This is a genomic window from Buttiauxella ferragutiae, from assembly GCF_022637515.1.
GTDB lineage: Bacteria > Pseudomonadota > Gammaproteobacteria > Enterobacterales > Enterobacteriaceae > Buttiauxella > Buttiauxella ferragutiae.
Map to the genome: position 1 here is coordinate 5,256,793 of NZ_CP093332.1, position 16,192 is coordinate 5,272,984.

General features: G+C 48.7%; 9 protein-coding genes, 1 tRNA gene, 3 rRNA genes and 1 pseudogene. 5 read left to right on the plus strand and 9 right to left on the minus strand.

Annotated elements, in window-relative coordinates; genetic code table 11:
- Window positions 1-123: 123 nt before the first annotated feature.
- Window positions 124-2,915: pseudogene (polA, locus tag MNO13_RS24180) on the minus strand (DNA polymerase I).
- A 445-nt stretch (window positions 2,916-3,360) separates the two neighbouring features.
- On the opposite strand from polA, the gene MNO13_RS24185 reads away from it, so the two are divergent.
- Window positions 3,361-4,248: an acyltransferase gene (locus tag MNO13_RS24185; protein ID WP_121814637.1), complete on the plus strand. Its 888-nt coding sequence runs from the start codon at window positions 3,361-3,363 to the stop codon at window positions 4,246-4,248.
- 31 nt (window positions 4,249-4,279) lie between these two features.
- Here the strand turns inward: MNO13_RS24185 and dsbA are convergent, their stop codons facing one another.
- From dsbA to MNO13_RS24200, 3 genes are all read right to left on the minus strand, one after another.
- Window positions 4,280-4,903 carry a thiol:disulfide interchange protein DsbA gene (gene dsbA / locus MNO13_RS24190; protein ID WP_064541924.1) on the minus strand — a complete coding sequence of 208 codons (624 nt, stop codon included), beginning with the start codon at window positions 4,901-4,903 and terminating at the stop codon, window positions 4,280-4,282.
- A gap of 28 nt (window positions 4,904-4,931) precedes the next feature.
- Window positions 4,932-5,921 carry a serine/threonine protein kinase gene (locus MNO13_RS24195; protein WP_064541891.1) on the minus strand — a complete coding sequence of 330 codons (990 nt, stop codon included), beginning with the start codon at window positions 5,919-5,921 and terminating at the stop codon, window positions 4,932-4,934.
- 76 nt (window positions 5,922-5,997) lie between these two features.
- A complete protein-coding gene (locus tag MNO13_RS24200; RefSeq protein WP_064541894.1) occupies window positions 5,998-6,267 on the minus strand; it encodes a YihD family protein in 270 nt (89 codons plus the stop codon).
- Window positions 6,268-6,396: 129 nt separating this feature from the next.
- Here MNO13_RS24200 and mobA point away from each other — a divergent pair, with 129 nt between their 5' ends.
- Both mobA and mobB read left to right on the plus strand, forming a co-directional pair.
- Window positions 6,397-6,921: a molybdenum cofactor guanylyltransferase MobA gene (gene mobA / locus MNO13_RS24205; protein ID WP_064541897.1), complete on the plus strand. Its 525-nt coding sequence runs from the start codon at window positions 6,397-6,399 to the stop codon at window positions 6,919-6,921.
- A complete protein-coding gene (gene mobB, locus MNO13_RS24210) occupies window positions 6,922-7,428 on the plus strand; it encodes a molybdopterin-guanine dinucleotide biosynthesis protein MobB (protein WP_064541900.1) in 507 nt (168 codons plus the stop codon).
- Between the two features lie 90 nt (window positions 7,429-7,518).
- Here mobB and rrf read toward each other — a convergent pair.
- The 4 genes from rrf to MNO13_RS24230 form a co-directional block, all read right to left on the minus strand.
- Window positions 7,519-7,634: ribosomal RNA gene (rrf, locus tag MNO13_RS24215) — 5S ribosomal RNA — on the minus strand.
- 111 nt (window positions 7,635-7,745) lie between these two features.
- A 23S ribosomal RNA gene (locus MNO13_RS24220) occupies window positions 7,746-10,654 on the minus strand.
- 218 nt (window positions 10,655-10,872) lie between these two features.
- A tRNA-Glu gene (locus tag MNO13_RS24225) sits at window positions 10,873-10,948 on the minus strand.
- 90 nt (window positions 10,949-11,038) lie between these two features.
- Window positions 11,039-12,578: ribosomal RNA gene (locus tag MNO13_RS24230) — 16S ribosomal RNA — on the minus strand.
- The 16S, 23S and 5S rRNA genes sit together here with 1 tRNA gene alongside, the layout of an rRNA operon.
- Window positions 12,579-13,077: 499 nt before the next feature.
- Here MNO13_RS24230 and MNO13_RS24235 point away from each other — a divergent pair.
- Together MNO13_RS24235 and mdtD are read left to right on the plus strand one after the other, a co-directional pair.
- Complete coding sequence (locus MNO13_RS24235; RefSeq protein WP_064541926.1) at window positions 13,078-13,776, plus strand: FadR/GntR family transcriptional regulator; 699 nt, start codon at window positions 13,078-13,080, stop codon at window positions 13,774-13,776.
- A 42-nt stretch (window positions 13,777-13,818) separates the two neighbouring features.
- Window positions 13,819-15,201 carry a multidrug transporter subunit MdtD gene (mdtD, locus tag MNO13_RS24240; RefSeq protein ID WP_064541929.1) on the plus strand — a complete coding sequence of 461 codons (1,383 nt, stop codon included), beginning with the start codon at window positions 13,819-13,821 and terminating at the stop codon, window positions 15,199-15,201.
- On the opposite strand, the gene rbsR is transcribed toward mdtD, so the two are convergent.
- The gene (rbsR, locus tag MNO13_RS24245; RefSeq protein ID WP_064541932.1) at window positions 15,198-16,190 is read right to left on the minus strand and encodes a ribose operon transcriptional repressor RbsR; all 993 of its coding nucleotides are present in this window, start codon (window positions 16,188-16,190) and stop codon (window positions 15,198-15,200) included. The genes mdtD and rbsR overlap by 4 nt on opposite strands.
- Between the last annotated feature and the right edge of the window lie 2 nt (window positions 16,191-16,192).

The window sequence follows — 16,192 nt, forward strand, 5'->3', positions numbered from 1 at the left end:
CTCCTTTTTATTAGGATGAAAAAGTACTTTTTGTAGTTTTTTTTCACCCTTTACACTTCAATCTTGAAGCACCATCACAAAAAGCTATGACTTATGTTCTTTAGTTACATAACCAGCTGCAAATTAGTGCGCTTCATCCCAATTTGCGCCACTGCCAACTTCCACCAATAGCGGCACATCCAGTTTCATGCTGCCTTCCATCAGTTCGTGGACTTTCTTCGATACAGCTTCCAAATCATCCTGATGAACTTCAAAGACCAGTTCATCGTGTACCTGCATGATCATTTTTACGCGTGGCTTCTCTGTTTCAAGCCAGGCATCGACAGCAATCATCGCGCGTTTGATGATATCAGCCGCCGTTCCCTGCATCGGGGCATTGATAGCCGCACGTTCAGCACCAGCACGACGAGCCGCATTACTAGAATTGATGTCCGGTAAATACAGGCGGCGTCCATCCAGAGTTTCGACATAACCCTGCTCTTTCGCCTGCTTGCGGGTGCGTTCCATGTATTCCAGCACACCAGGATAGCGTTCAAAGTAGAGATCCATGTATTTCTGCGACTCTTTACGCGGGATATTGAGCTGGCGTGACAAACCAAATGCGCTCATGCCGTAAATCAGACCGAAGTTAATCGCTTTAGCGCTGCGGCGTTGCTCACCAGAAACACTATCCAACGGAATACCAAATACTTCAGCGGCTGTCGCACGGTGAATATCTTTGCCTTCGGCAAATGCAGTCAGTAAGCCCTTATCACGAGACAAATGCGCCATGATGCGCAGTTCGATTTGCGAGTAGTCGGCAGAAACGATCAGATAATCTTTTGGTGCAATAAAGGCCTGGCGAATGCGACGCCCTTCTTCATTTCGTACCGGAATGTTTTGCAGATTCGGTTCGGTCGAAGACAAACGCCCGGTCGCAGCCACAGCCTGATGATAGGAAGTATGTACGCGGCCCGTTTTCGGGTTAATCATTAACGGCAGCTTATCGGTATAAGTCGATTTCAGCTTCGCCAGGCCACGGTGTTCAAGGATAACTTTAGGCAGCGGGTAATCCAGAGCCAGTTCTTCCAGCACTTCTTCAGAAGTTGACGGGCGCCGCCAGGGGTTTTCTTGAGTGGTTTAATACCCTGTTTTTCAAAAAGAATGGTTTGCAGCTGCTTCGGTGAAGAGAGATTAAATGCTTCGCCTGCAATTTCGTGAGCTGTGATTTCCAGCTCTGCGAGGCGTTTTGTCAGTTGCTCAGAATGGGTATGCAGCACAGCCGGGTCGATCTTCACACCGTTGCGTTCAATACGTGACAACACGGGCACCAGTGGCATTTCGATATTTTTAAAGATGCTTAATGGCCCTTCACGCTTTTCAAGCTTCGGCCACATTTTCAAATGCAGCTGTAAAGTCACGTCTGCATCTTCTGCGGCATAACGCCCGGCCTGCTCCAGATCTATTTGGTTAAAGGTCAGTTGCTTTTTGCCCTTGCCAGCAATCTCTTCGAAGGTGATGGTGGTGTGTTTCAGCCAACGAGCGGACAGGCTGTCCATATCGTGGCGGCCTGCAACGCTATCAAGAATGTAGGATTCAAGCATGGTATCGAACGCAATTCCACGAAGTTCGATATCGTAGTTCTGCATGATGCCACGGTCATACTTCAGGTTCTGGCCAACTTTAAGCACGCTTTCATCTTCAAGTAATGGCTTCAGAAGTTCGAGCGCACGCTCACGAGGAATTTGTACCGGAGCGTCTAAATAGTCATGTGCGACAGGGATGTAGCACGCAACACCCGGTTCAGTGGCAAATGACAGACCAACCAGGTTCGCACTGATGTTATCCAGGCTATCGGTTTCGGTATCAAAGGCGACGACTGGCGCTTTTTTCAGACGGGTAATCCACTCTTCCAGCACGGTTTCGTCAAGAATAGTGACGTAGTTGTCATAAGAAAGCACATTAGCTGGCTCTTCCGGCTCAACGTCAGCTTCAATCTCGACGGTTTTTGGCGATTGTGCAGCCGGTTTCGCGCCCTTAACCTGCATCCACTTGCCTGCTTCAACGTCGGTAATCCAGCGTTTGAATTCGTATTGTTTGAACAGATCCAGAAGCTCTTCATCCGCCGGTTGCTGCACTTCTAATTGCTCGCAGCCCAGCTCAAGTTCCACATCTGTTTTGATGGTGGCCAGTTTATAGGAGAGGTAAGCCAGGTCTTTGCTTTGCTCAAGCTTCGCCGCCATAGTTTTCGCACCACGGAACGTCAGTTCTGCGATTTTCTCTGGATTAGCGTACAGCGTATCCAGACCACCTAAACCCTGGAGTAGTGCCTGTGCTGTTTTCTCGCCAACGCCCGGAACACCAGGAATGTTATCCGACGAGTCGCCCATTAAGGCCAGGAAATCGATAATCAGTTCAGGAGGCACACCATATTTAGTGCGAACTTCATCTGGGCCAAGGATGGTGTTAGTCATGGTGTTGATAAGCGTCACACTCGGTGTAACCAGTTGCGCCATATCTTTATCGCCAGTACTGATAAGTACCGGACGGCCCACACGTTCCGCCTCAAGTGCAAGCGTACCAATAACGTCGTCAGCTTCCACGCCAGAAACCGCCAGTAGTGGTAATCCCATGGCTTTTACCATTGCATGCAGAGGTTCGATTTGTGCTCGCAGATCGTCAGGCATAGGCGGACGATGAGATTTATAGTGTTCAAACAACTCGTCACGGAAGGTTTTACCTTTGGCATCAAACACTACTGCGGCATGAGTCGGCTGGTACTGCAACAGCAAACTACGCAGCATGTTCAGCACGCCGTACATTGCCCCGGTCGGTTCACCCTTGCTATTAGTCAGCGGTGGGAAGGCGTGATAGGCACGATAGAGATAAGAGGAGCCATCAACGAGGATAAGTGGATTTTGCGCGATCTGAACCATAATGTTCCGTTCCGTGACTGGTTTTAGTTTATAGCTAAAGGATGCCATAGCCTGGCTGAAAACATGAACTTTTGAGGAAGATAAGGTGAAAAGTTTTGTTGATCTTCGAGATCTGCCTCAAGATCAACATTGTGGATAAGTTTGTGCATAGTTTTTTAAGCAATTGATTGTTAAGTTCGAAAGAAATTATCTTTCGATTAAATATCATTATTTTTCAATGCACTACATTTAAGGCATTCACTGAGAAGACATTTTGTGCGTAATCGATAAATGTGGATATAAAAATAAATTATGTAATAGACCGAAATTATTCAAAGCCTATGGTATGTATGTTTTTTATTGAGCAGTTTTAGTGTCATCCATGCTGATAAACTTCTGATAAAATTCAGCCCTATTATTCTTCTTCCAGCACCAGACACTCTCTAACCAACTGAAAAATTTATTTATGTCGAGATTATTCGCCGCGATAACTTTGATTCTGAGTGTCGCTCTTACTATCGTGGTCACTGTAGCCTGCTCAGTACCTATTATTATTGCTGGCATCATCAAGCTACTCTTACCCGTTCCCATCATCTGGCGCTCAATCTCGGTATTTGCTGATTTCATGATGTACTGCTGGTGTGAAGGATTGGCTTTTTTGCTCAGGCTAAATCCACATCTAAAGTGGGACGTTGAAGGGCTCGACGATCTCAGCAAAAAAAACTGGTACCTACTAATTTGTAATCACCGAAGCTGGGCGGACATCGTCATTTTGTGCGTCCTGTTTCGCAAACATATCCCAATGAATAAGTACTTTTTAAAGCAACAGCTCGCCTGGGTGCCATTTATGGGTTTGGCTTGTTGGGCTTTGGATATGCCTTTCATGAAACGTTACTCGCGAGGGTATTTATTGCGTCACCCAGAGCAACGCGGCAAAGATGTGGAAACCACTCGCCGCTCTTGCGAAAAATTTCGCTCTCACCCAACGACAATAGTGAATTTTGTCGAAGGGTCGAGATTCACTAAAGAGAAGCGTTTACAGACTCGCTCGGCTTTTCAAAACCTGCTTCCACCTAAAGCAGCTGGAATTGCAATGGCTCTCAACGTGTTGGGGAAACAGTTCGATAAGCTGCTGAATGTGACGATTTGTTATCCTGAAAATGCACAAAGCCCATTTTATGACATGTTAAGCGGGAAGATGACGCGAATTGTGGTGAGGGTGTCGCTGGTGCCAATTGCAGAGGATCTGCATGGCGATTATGTGAATGACAAAGCTTTTAAACGTCGCTTCCAGCAATGGTTGAATGCGTTGTGGCATGAGAAAGATCAACTACTGACAAACATCAAACAATAGAAGAAAGCCGGTCATTGACCGGCTTTCTTTGTTATTTCTTTTCAACCAGGAACTTGGCGACTTCAGCATATTGCTGAATAAACATGTCCATATTGCTGGTGTCCATGCCTTGTGGATTCAACTGATACTTTCCGTTTACAAACATAGCGGGAACGCCTTGCAGTTGCAGATCTGCCGCAGCTTTCTCTTGCTGAGCAACCAATGATTTCACAACAAAACTGTTCCAGGCAGCATCGTACTCTTCTGGTTTAACGCCAGCAGTGATGAATACCTGGCGGATATCAGCAACATTTTGGATAGTCTGAGTTTTCTGCACAGCTTCAAACATTGGAGCGGTAATTTTGTCTTCCACGCCCAATGCCAGTGCAACAGCCCATGCCTGAGTTAAATCCTTGCCCAATGGGCCCAGGAACTCAACATGGTACTTTGTCATCTTAGTGCCTTCTGGCAGCTTTTTCTTCACATTATCAGAGACATGAAGAACTTCTTCAAACTGATAGCAGTGTGGGCAATAGAAGGAGAAAAACTCTAAAACTTGCGGCTCACCGGCGACAGGTTTTTCTAAAGTGATAAACTCTTTTCCATCTTTAAACTGTGCAGCAGACACGCTGAATGCCAGGATCATCCCCGCCAGCGCCAGCCAAATCTTTTTCATCATTGAATCTCTCCTGAATAAATACTGATTAATACATTGGCGTTAATGTTAGTGGTGGTTCACGTAGAACCCGTACCTGCTCTTTAAAAGTCGCAGTTTGTCCCCGCCAGTAATCTTCGTCTGTAATCCAGGGAAAATTTCTGGGGAAAGCAGGGTCATCCCAGCGCCGAATTATCCACGCGAGATAATAAACCATACGCATTGCTCGTAAAGGTTCTATGAGTGCAATTTCGTCTGAATCAAATGAGGCAAACTCTTCATATGCCTCGACAATCATTTCTAGCTGCATTCTCTGTTCGGCTTTGTCACCATTGAGAAGCATCCAGATATCCTGAACTGCCGGGCCATTTCGGGCATCATCCAGATCGACAAACAAAGGACCATCGCGCCAGAGAATATTCCCTGGATGGCAATCACCATGTAGTCGTAATGGCTGAAAATCGGTATGCCAATGAAGTTGAATTTCTGCTATTAACGCATCGGTGGCGTTGAGAAAACTCTTCTTCAGGGCTGATGGAATCAAATGCGTCTGCTCAAATATTTCACGCGGCTCAAATAAGTATTCATTTAAGCCCATATCAGGGCGCGCAGAAAATGGCTTACGACGCCCTGTTTGATGGATACGGCCAAGATAACGGCCAACCCATTCCATCTGATCAAGGTTATCCGTTTCGTACTGCCTTCCCCCCAAACTCGGGAACACAGCATACATAAAGCCATTATGGCGTAGTAAGGTGTTGCCATTGAGATGCAAGGGGGCCGCAACCGGAACCTCATCAGCTTGTAACTCAAGCGCAAACTGATGCTCTTCTTCTATTTGCTCAGGTGACCAACGATAGGGGCGATAAAACTTAACCACATAACGTTTACGATCCTCGTCCTGAAACTGGTAGACGCGGTTTTCAAAACTGTTTAATGGGGTCAAGCCGGAATCCACCCGTATACCTTGTTCGAACAAGGCGTCCATGATGGTATCCGGATGTAGTGTTTGAAAATTGAAAGCGCTGCTGTCTGTCATCCAGGCAACCGACTGTAAATACGGATAGTTGAGGATAACATTTCATCGCTGTCAAAGTGGCGCGGCTTACAAGCTTTTACTCTTTAATTACACCACGGGCACGTAACAATGCGGTCTTAAAGTCTTCTTCATAGTCTTTCTGAATGCCAGGAATAACAGCGTCTTTTGCCGAATCACGCATTTTCAGCTGATAAATAAGCACGTCATCAGTGAGATCGGTTAATTCACCGGTATAACCTGACTCTTTACTGAGTTTCTGCAAAAATTGAATCAAGTTGAGGTCTGGCTCTTTCTGCCATGCTGGCTGAAGTAGCTCGAGCAGTTCGTTAAGACGTTTGCATTTCATGATTGTGCTCCTTTCACATGCGAGATGTCACACGTTAGCAGGCTCAAACCCACATTAAAAGAGGCGATATTAGTGAGATGTTTAACGGAAGTGACTGGTGTGGTGCTGTCCGGAGGAAGAGCCACAAGAATGGGGGGTAACGATAAGGGACTAATATACTTCAATGGCCTACCATTATTTGAGCATGTCACCAGAAAGCTCACCTCTCAAGTCAGCAATGTGGTGATCAGTGCGAATAGAAATATCGAAATATATCAATCTATTGGATTACGCGTTCTCAGTGACACATTACCTGATTACCCAGGGCCATTGGCTGGAATGCTATCGGCAATGCAGAACCTCGATAGCGAGTGGTTTTTGTTTTGTCCTTGCGATACACCCAACATTCCCGACGATCTGGCATGCAAACTTTGGGAGCAGAAAGGGGCTTCCCGTGCCGTGTGGGTAAATGATGGGGAACGTGACCATCCAACCATCGCTCTTATACATAAGAAACTCGCTGTATCCCTGGAAAACTATCTGGCTTCGGGAGAACGACGGGTAATGTTTTTTCTCCGAGAGTCTGGTGGGCACAGCGTTCGATTCCAGGATCAGATGAATAACTTCATCAACGTGAATTCACCTGAAGATCTCGCCCAATGGGAGCATAAATAGATGATTCCTCTACTCGCGATTGCCGCCTGGAGTGGCACAGGTAAAACAACACTTCTTAAGAAACTGATCCCTTTACTCAATGAACGAGGGATCCGCCCTGGGTTAATCAAACATACTCATCATGATGTGGATGTCGATAAACCAGGAAAAGACAGTTACGAATTGCGGAAAGCTGGGGCGGACCAAACGATAGTAGCCAACAAGAATCGTTGGGCATTAATGACTGAAACACCTGAGCAAGAAGAACTGGATTTGCATTGGCTCGCCAGCAGAATGGATTCCAGCTCACTTCATTTGATATTGGTTGAAGGTTTTAAGCATGAAGAGATACCTAAGATCCTGCTTTACAGGGCAGGACTAACGCATAGCGTTGATGAGCTGAAAATAGATAGGAATGTTATTGCCATTTCGAGTGACGTACCGCTACCAAATGTGTCGCTTCCCGTACTGGATATCAACTCACCCATTCAGATTGCTGATTTTATTGCTGACTGGCTTAAGAAGTGAGTATTGCCTACGTTCTCGTGGGTATCTTTCTATAAATTGCAGACAGCAAAAAGCCCTGTACGTCAGTACAGGACTTTTTGCTTAATTGGAGCCTGGCAGTTCCCTACTCTCGCATGGGGAGACCCCACACTACCATCGGCGCTACGGCGTTTCACTTCTGAGTTCGGCATGGGGTCAGGTGGGACCACCGCGCTAGTGCCGCCAGGCATATTCTGTTTTGTTAACCGTTGTGTTATCCACACAACCATCAACTTAATCTCGGTTCAAGCTGAAAATCAAATATCTTAGTCTCTCAACCAAAACACCTTCGGTGTTGTAAGGTTAAGCCTCACGGATCATTAGTACTGGTTAGCTCAACGTATCGCTACGCTTACACACCCAGCCTATCAACGTCGTAGTCTTCAACGTTCCTTCAGGACCCTTAAAGGGTCAGGGAGAACTCATCTCGGGGCAAGTTTCGCGCTTAGATGCTTTCAGCGCTTATCTTTTCCGCATTTAGCTACCGGGCAATGCCATTGGCATGACAACCCGAACACCAGTGATGCGTCCACTCCGGTCCTCTCGTACTAGGAGCAGCCCCCCTCAATTCTCCAGCGCCCACGGCAGATAGGGACCGAACTGTCTCACGACGTTCTAAACCCAGCTCGCGTACCACTTTAAATGGCGAACAGCCATACCCTTGGGACCTACTTCAGCCCCAGGATGTGATGAGCCGACATCGAGGTGCCAAACACCGCCGTCGATATGAACTCTTGGGCGGTATCAGCCTGTTATCCCCGGAGTACCTTTTATCCGTTGAGCGATGGCCCTTCCATTCAGAACCACCGGATCACTAAGACCTGCTTTCGCACCTGCTCGAGCCGTCACTCTCGCAGTCAAGCTAGCTTATGCCTTTGCACTAACCTCACGATGTCCGACCGTGATTAGCTAACCTTCGTGCTCCTCCGTTACGCTTTAGGAGGAGACCGCCCCAGTCAAACTACCCACCAGACACTGTCCGCAACCCGGATTACGGGTCTACGTTAGAACACCAGCCATTAAAGGGTGGTATTTCAAGGTTGGCTCCACAAGAACTGGCGTCCTCGCTTCAAAGCCTCCCACCTATCCTACACATCAAGGACCAGTGTTCAGTGTCAAGCTATAGTAAAGGTTCACGGGGTCTTTCCGTCTTGCCGCGGGTACACTGCATCTTCACAGCGATTTCAATTTCACTGAGTCTCGGGTGGAGACAGCCTGGCCATCATTACGCCATTCGTGCAGGTCGGAACTTACCCGACAAGGAATTTCGCTACCTTAGGACCGTTATAGTTACGGCCGCCGTTTACCGGGGCTTCGATCAAGAGCTTCAGCTTGCGCTTAACCCCATCAATTAACCTTCCGGCACCGGGCAGGCGTCACACCGTATACGTCCACTTTCGTGTTTGCACAGTGCTGTGTTTTTAATAAACAGTTGCAGCCAGCTGGTATCTTCGACTGCCTTCAGCTCCATCCGCAAGGGACTTCACCTACCGACAGCGTGCCTTCTCCCGAAGTTACGGCACCATTTTGCCTAGTTCCTTCACCCGAGTTCTCTCAAGCGCCTTGGTATTCTCTACCTGACCACCTGTGTCGGTTTGGGGTACGATTTGATGTTACCTGATGCTTAGAGGCTTTTCCTGGAAGTGCGGCATTTGTTACTTCAGTACCGTAGTACCTCGTCATCACACCTCAGCGTTGAATAAGAGTCCGGATTTACCTAAACTCTCCGCCTACATGCTTAAACCGGGACAACCGTCGCCCGGCTAACATAGCCCTCTCCGTCCCCCCTTCGCAGTAACACCGAGTACAGGAATATTAACCTGTTTCCCATCGACTACGCCTTTCGGCCTCGCCTTAGGGGTCGACTCACCCTGCCCCGATTAACGTTGGACAGGAACCCTTGGTCTTCCGGCGAGCGGGTTTTTCACCCGCTTTATCGTTACTTATGTCAGCATTCGCACTTCTGATACCTCCACCAGACCTCACAGTCCAGCTTCAACGGCTTACAGAACGCTCCCCTACCCAACAACGCATAAGCGTCGCTGCCGCAGCTTCGGTGCATGGTTTAGCCCCGTTACATCTTCCGCGCAGGCCGACTCGACCAGTGAGCTATTACGCTTTCTTTAAATGATGGCTGCTTCTAAGCCAACATCCTGGCTGTCTGTGCCTTCCCACATCGTTTCCCACTTAACCATGACTTTGGGACCTTAGCTGGCGGTCTGGGTTGTTTCCCTCTTCACGACGGACGTTAGCACCCGCCGTGTGTCTCCCGTGATAACATTCTTCGGTATTCGGAGTTTGCATCGGGTTGGTAAGCCGGGATGGCCCCCTAGCCGAAACAGTGCTCTACCCCCGAAGATGAGTTCACGAGGCGCTACCTAAATAGCTTTCGGGGAGAACCAGCTATCTCCCGGTTTGATTGGCCTTTCACCCCCAGCCACAAGTCATCCGCTAATTTTTCAACATTAGTCGGTTCGGTCCTCCAGTTAGTGTTACCCAACCTTCAACCTGCCCATGGCTAGATCACCGGGTTTCGGGTCTATACCCTGCAACTTAACGCCCAGTTAAGACTCGGTTTCCCTGCGGCTCCCCTATACGGTTAACCTTGCTACAGAATATAAGTCGCTGACCCATTATACAAAAGGTACGCAGTCACCCCATAAAAGAGGCTCCCACTGCTTGTACGTACACGGTTTCAGGTTCTGTTTCACTCCCCTCGCCGGGGTTCTTTTCGCCTTTCCCTCACGGTACTGGTTCACTATCGGTCAGTCAGGAGTATTTAGCCTTGGAGGATGGTCCCCCCATATTCAGACAGGATACCACGTGTCCCGCCCTACTCTTCGAGTTCACAGTATGTGTATTTTTGTGTACGGGAGTATCACCCTGTACCCTGCGACTTTCCAGACGCTTCCACTAATACACAAACTGATTCAGACTCTGGGCTGCTCCCCGTTCGCTCGCCGCTACTGGGGGAATCTCGGTTGATTTCTTTTCCTCGGGGTACTTAGATGTTTCAGTTCCCCCGGTTCGCTTCGTTAAGCTATGTATTCACTTAACGATAGTGCAACGAATTGCACTGGGTTTCCCCATTCGGAAATCGTCGGTTATAACGGTTCATATCACCTTACCGACGCTTATCGCAGATTAGCACGTCCTTCATCGCCTCTGACTGCCAGGGCATCCACCGTGTACGCTTAGTCGCTTAACCTCACAACCCGAAGATGTCTCGTAAGACACAATCGTATGTTGTGAAAATTTGAGAGACTCGAACATATCGTATTCCCATTCCTTATTACGGAGGAATGAGACGACATGTCGTTTCAATTTTCAGCTTGTTCCGGATTTTTAAAGAGCAATATCTCAAACGTGACTCGAAAGTCAGTTTTGAGATATTCGGTGATAATGTCTTTCACACATTATCGGAGATGGCGTCCCCAAGGGGATTCGAACCCCTGTTACAGCCGTGAAAGGGCAGTGTCCTGGGCCTCTAGACGATGGGGACACGAATAATCCTTTGCAGGATATCGCTTTTTGCTCATTTACTTCTATCAGACAATCTGTGTGAGCACTACGCAAGTTCGTATCTATTAGGTAAGGAGGTGATCCAACCGCAGGTTCCCCTACGGTTACCTTGTTACGACTTCACCCCAGTCATGAATCACAAAGTGGTAAGCGCCCTCCCGAAGGTTAAGCTACCTACTTCTTTTGCAACCCACTCCCATGGTGTGACGGGCGGTGTGTACAAGGCCCGGGAACGTATTCACCGTAGCATTCTGATCTACGATTACTAGCGATTCCGACTTCACGGAGTCGAGTTGCAGACTCCGATCCGGACTACGACGCACTTTATGAGGTCCGCTTGCTCTCGCGAGGTCGCTTCTCTTTGTATGCGCCATTGTAGCACGTGTGTAGCCCTACTCGTAAGGGCCATGATGACTTGACGTCATCCCCACCTTCCTCCAGTTTATCACTGGCAGTCTCCTTTGAGTTCCCGGCCGAACCGCTGGCAACAAAGGATAAGGGTTGCGCTCGTTGCGGGACTTAACCCAACATTTCACAACACGAGCTGACGACAGCCATGCAGCACCTGTCTCAGAGTTCCCGAAGGCACTAAGGCATCTCTGCCGAATTCTCTGGATGTCAAGAGTAGGTAAGGTTCTTCGCGTTGCATCGAATTAAACCACATGCTCCACCGCTTGTGCGGGCCCCCGTCAATTCATTTGAGTTTTAACCTTGCGGCCGTACTCCCCAGGCGGTCGACTTAACGCGTTAGCTCCGGAAGCCACTCCTCAAGGGAACAACCTCCAAGTCGACATCGTTTACGGCGTGGACTACCAGGGTATCTAATCCTGTTTGCTCCCCACGCTTTCGCACCTGAGCGTCAGTCTTTGTCCAGGGGGCCGCCTTCGCCACCGGTATTCCTCCAGATCTCTACGCATTTCACCGCTACACCTGGAATTCTACCCCCCTCTACAAGACTCTAGCCTGCCAGTTTCGAATGCAGTTCCCAGGTTGAGCCCGGGGATTTCACATCCGACTTGACAGACCGCCTGCGTGCGCTTTACGCCCAGTAATTCCGATTAACGCTTGCACCCTCCGTATTACCGCGGCTGCTGGCACGGAGTTAGCCGGTGCTTCTTCTGCGAGTAACGTCAATCGCCAAGGTTATTAACCTTAACGCCTTCCTCCTCGCTGAAAGTACTTTACAACCCGAAGGCCTTCTTCATACACGCGGCATGGCTGCATCAGGCTTGCGCCCATTGTGCAATATTCCCCACTGCTGCCTCCCGTAGGAGTCTGGACCGTGTCTCAGTTCCAGTGTGGCTGGTCATCCTCTCAGACCAGCTAGGGATCGTCGCCTAGGTGAGCCATTACCTCACCTACTAGCTAATCCCATCTGGGCACATCTGATGGCAAGAGGCCCGAAGGTCCCCCTCTTTGGTCCGAAGACGTTATGCGGTATTAGCTACCGTTTCCAGTAGTTATCCCCCTCCATCAGGCAGTTTCCCAGACATTACTCACCCGTCCGCCGCTCGTCACCCAGGAGCAAGCTCCCTGTGCTACCGCTCGACTTGCATGTGTTAGGCCTGCCGCCAGCGTTCAATCTGAGCCATGATCAAACTCTTCAATTAAAAGCTTGATTTGCTTCAACTCGTGAAGCGGTGCTCAAAAATTAACTTTCGTAATAATTCACTTAAATGAATTACTGCTTGGTCACTCTTCAAGACTTGATATTTTTTTGATACCCGAAGGTATCTGAGATATCAATCCTGCGAGTGCCCACACAGATTGTCTGATAAATTGTTAAAGAGCAGTGAGTTAGGCGCTTTCGCTTGCTAACTCGAGGTGGCGTATATTACGCTTTCCTCTTTCAGAGTCAAGCGTTTATTTTCGCTTTTCATCTGGCTGACGGGCCGGTTTGTAAGCCGTTGTGCCGTGTCAGTGGAGGCGCAGTATAGGGATTTTCTGGGAGCTGACAAGTGTTTATTGCAAAAAGATTACCAGACGCCTTTTTTTTCGCCAAAAGAACTACAAAAGCCAGCTAATACGGGATATTTGCTGTTTTAAACATCAGAAATGCAGACCAGATGGCATACTACTAATAGAAACAAAGCTAAAGGAATTGCATTTATGTCTCTCTCTGCACAACAACTCGCCGCTCAAAAGAACCTTTCCTATGTTCTTGCGGAAAAACTAGCACAACGCATTCTCCGGGGTGAGTACGAAGCCGGCAGCATCTTGCCCGGTGAAATCGAATTGGGTGAGCTATTCGGTGTTAGTCGCACAGCGGTACGAGAGGCAGTAAAGACATTAACAGCTAAAGGAATGGTTCTCCCCCGCCCTCGTATTGGCACTCGCGTTATGCCTCGCAGCCACTGGAACTTCCTTGATAAGGAACTGCTCACCTGGTGGATGACAGAAGAGAACTTTAATGATGTGGTGGAATACTTCCTTGTTATGCGTAATAGCCTGGAACCACAAGCTTGTGCCATGGCCGCCATTAATGGAACTGAAGAACAAAAAGCTTTTCTCAACGAAATGATGGCAGAGATGGTTAAATTGAAAGGCGCATTTGATCGTCAACGCTGGATAGAAGTTGATATGGCCTATCACGAGCAAATCTATGCAATGAGTGGTAACCCATTCCTCTGTTCATTCGCTAACTTATTCCGTTCTATTTATTACAATTACTTTACTGCTATAACCGATAAAGAAGTTATCAAGCTCGATTTGCACCAGGCAATCGTTGATGCCATTACCCGGGGTGATAGCCAGGCCGCATTAGTCGCTGGTCAGGATCTATTGAAAGAACCCTTCGAACACGGGTAAAGTCTCACGTTCTCCTGAGTGCCTTAAAACATCAGGACAAAAATGACCAAAACAGCTCGCAGTATGGCCGGGTTACCGTGGATTGCGGCGATGGCTTTCTTTATGCAGGCGCTGGATGCCACAATTCTGAATACCGCGTTACCCGCAATTGCCCATAGCCTTGGCCGTTCGCCGCTGGCAATGCAATCCGCGATAATCAGCTACACCCTTACCGTTGCGATGTTGATTCCCGTCAGCGGTTGGCTGGCCGACCGCTTCGGAACACGACGCGTGTTTATGGTCGCAGTTTCCCTCTTTACTCTAGGCTCGTTCGCCTGCGCGATGTCCAGTTCACTCGGTGAATTGGTTGTCTTCCGTGTAATACAAGGGATTGGTGGTGCGATGATGATGCCGGTTGCCCGTTTAGCATTATTACGCGCCTATCCGCGCAGCGAATTACTGCCCGTTTTAAACTTCGTCACCATGCCAGGGCTTGTTGGCCCAATCCTCGGCCCATTGCTCGGCGGCGTTTTGGTCACATGGGCAAGCTGGCACTGGATTTTCCTCATTAATATACCTATCGGAATTCTCGGGCTTATCTATGCCCGCAAGTACATGCCAAACTTTACGACTCCACGGCGTGGCTTTGATATGACCGGCTTTCTTTTGTTTGGCTTGAGTCTGGTGTGCATTTCTAGCGGGATGGAGTTATTCGGCGAACGCATTGTTGCCAGTTACATCGGTATTCTGACGATATTAAGTGGGCTTGCTCTGCTGGCAGCTTATATCTGGCACGCACGTCGTCACCCAACACCGCTTATCGCTCTGCCGATGTTTCGCACCAGAACTTTCTCTGTAGGGATCATCGGTAATCTCGCGTCACGTCTGGGAACCGGTTGTGTACCGTTCCTGATGCCTTTAATGCTACAGGTCGGTTTTGGCTATTCGGCGTTAATCGCCGGCTGCATGATGGCACCAACGGCAATGGGTTCGCTGCTGGCAAAATCAACCGTAACGCAAGTATTGCGTCGTCTGGGTTATCGGAAAACATTAGTGGGCATCACGCTGATCATTGGCTTACTGATTGGGCAATTCTCATTGCAGTCGCCGGGAATGGAAGTATGGCTGCTCATTTTGCCACTATTTATTCTGGGGATGGCGATGTCCACACAATTCACCGCGATGAATACCATTACGCTTGCCGACCTCACCGATGAAAACGCCAGTAGCGGTAATAGCGTTCTGGCCGTAACACAGCAGTTGGCAATTAGTCTTGGAGTCGCGGTGAGTGCCGCAGTGCTCAGGATCTATGAAGGTATCGACAGCATTAATACCGTCGAGCAGTTCCACTACACATTCCTGACGATGGGTGCTGTAACGTTAGTTTCTGCTCTGGTGTTCTTGCTGTTACGTCCGAAAGATGGGCGCAACATGATCAAACGTTAAACTGAACCGCGTTCCACCAGCTCTGGTGTCAGAAACAGACGTTGTTGTTCCAGGGCGGGTTGCGCCATGCGATGTATCAATACATCAACGGCCAACTCACCCAACTCATCTTTTGGTTGGTGGATAGTCGTGAGCGGTGGCGTCATATATCGGGCAAGTTCGATATCGTCATAACCGACTACCGCCATATCTTGTGGGACTTTAAGCCCTGCCTGATACAACGCGTGATAAGCCCCAACAGCCATTGCATCGTTGCCGGTAAAGACTGCATGCGGTGGCTCTTCCAGTGCAAGAAGTGAATTCATTGCCGTGAAGCCGCCCTGGAATTCAAAGTCGCCAATGATTTCGTAGCCTTCATGGACAGCAAGCCCTGCGCGATTCATAGCCTTTCTATAACCTTCAAGCCGCAACCGCGCTGGCGTTTTATCTTGTGGGCCTGTGATGCAAGCGATGCGGGTATAGCCATTATCGATAAGATGTTGAGTCGCCGTCTCACCGCCAAGCAGCGAGTTGTCCTGAATGACATCGCTTTCGCCTTCAAAAGGCGCCCAGTCCATCATCACAGTCGGAATAGAAGGGTAGCGACTCATAATTTCTGGTGAAGGAAGATGTGTTTCAGTGCACAACAGCAGCAAACCATCGACACGCTTTTGCAGCAGTGTTTCCAGGTTGCGGTTCATGCGCTGCTCATCGCCTTCGGTATTACACAACACCAGGCTGTATCCACGTTCAAAACAGCTCCGTTCAACCCCACGCACCAGCTCAGAATAAAACGGGTTACTACTGGCGGTGATTAACATCCCGATTGTGTGCGTTTGATTGAGCTTGAGGCTACGCGCCAGAGCGGAAGGTGCATAGTTGAGCGTTTTGATTGCAGCATCGACCTTTGCGCGAATGGCATCACTCACGAAACGGTCGTTATTAATGACGTGCGAAACGGTGGAAGTCGAAACCCCGGCCATTTTTGCGACGTCTTTCATGGTGGCCATGA

Coding starts and splice junctions, on each gene's coding strand:
- MNO13_RS24185 (WP_121814637.1), top strand. CDS start 3,361: ATGTCGAGATTATTCGCCGCGATAACTTTGATTCTGAGTGTCGCTCTT.
- dsbA (WP_064541924.1), bottom strand. CDS start 4,903: ATGAAAAAGATTTGGCTGGCGCTGGCGGGGATGATCCTGGCATTCAGC.
- MNO13_RS24195 (WP_064541891.1), bottom strand. CDS start 5,921: ATGACAGACAGCAGCGCTTTCAATTTTCAAACACTACATCCGGATACC.
- MNO13_RS24200 (WP_064541894.1), bottom strand. CDS start 6,267: ATGAAATGCAAACGTCTTAACGAACTGCTCGAGCTACTTCAGCCAGCA.
- mobA (WP_064541897.1), top strand. CDS start 6,397: ATGGGGGGTAACGATAAGGGACTAATATACTTCAATGGCCTACCATTA.
- mobB (WP_064541900.1), top strand. CDS start 6,922: ATGATTCCTCTACTCGCGATTGCCGCCTGGAGTGGCACAGGTAAAACA.
- MNO13_RS24235 (WP_064541926.1), top strand. CDS start 13,078: ATGTCTCTCTCTGCACAACAACTCGCCGCTCAAAAGAACCTTTCCTAT.
- mdtD (WP_064541929.1), top strand. CDS start 13,819: ATGACCAAAACAGCTCGCAGTATGGCCGGGTTACCGTGGATTGCGGCG.
- rbsR (WP_064541932.1), bottom strand. CDS start 16,190: ATGGCCACCATGAAAGACGTCGCAAAAATGGCCGGGGTTTCGACTTCC.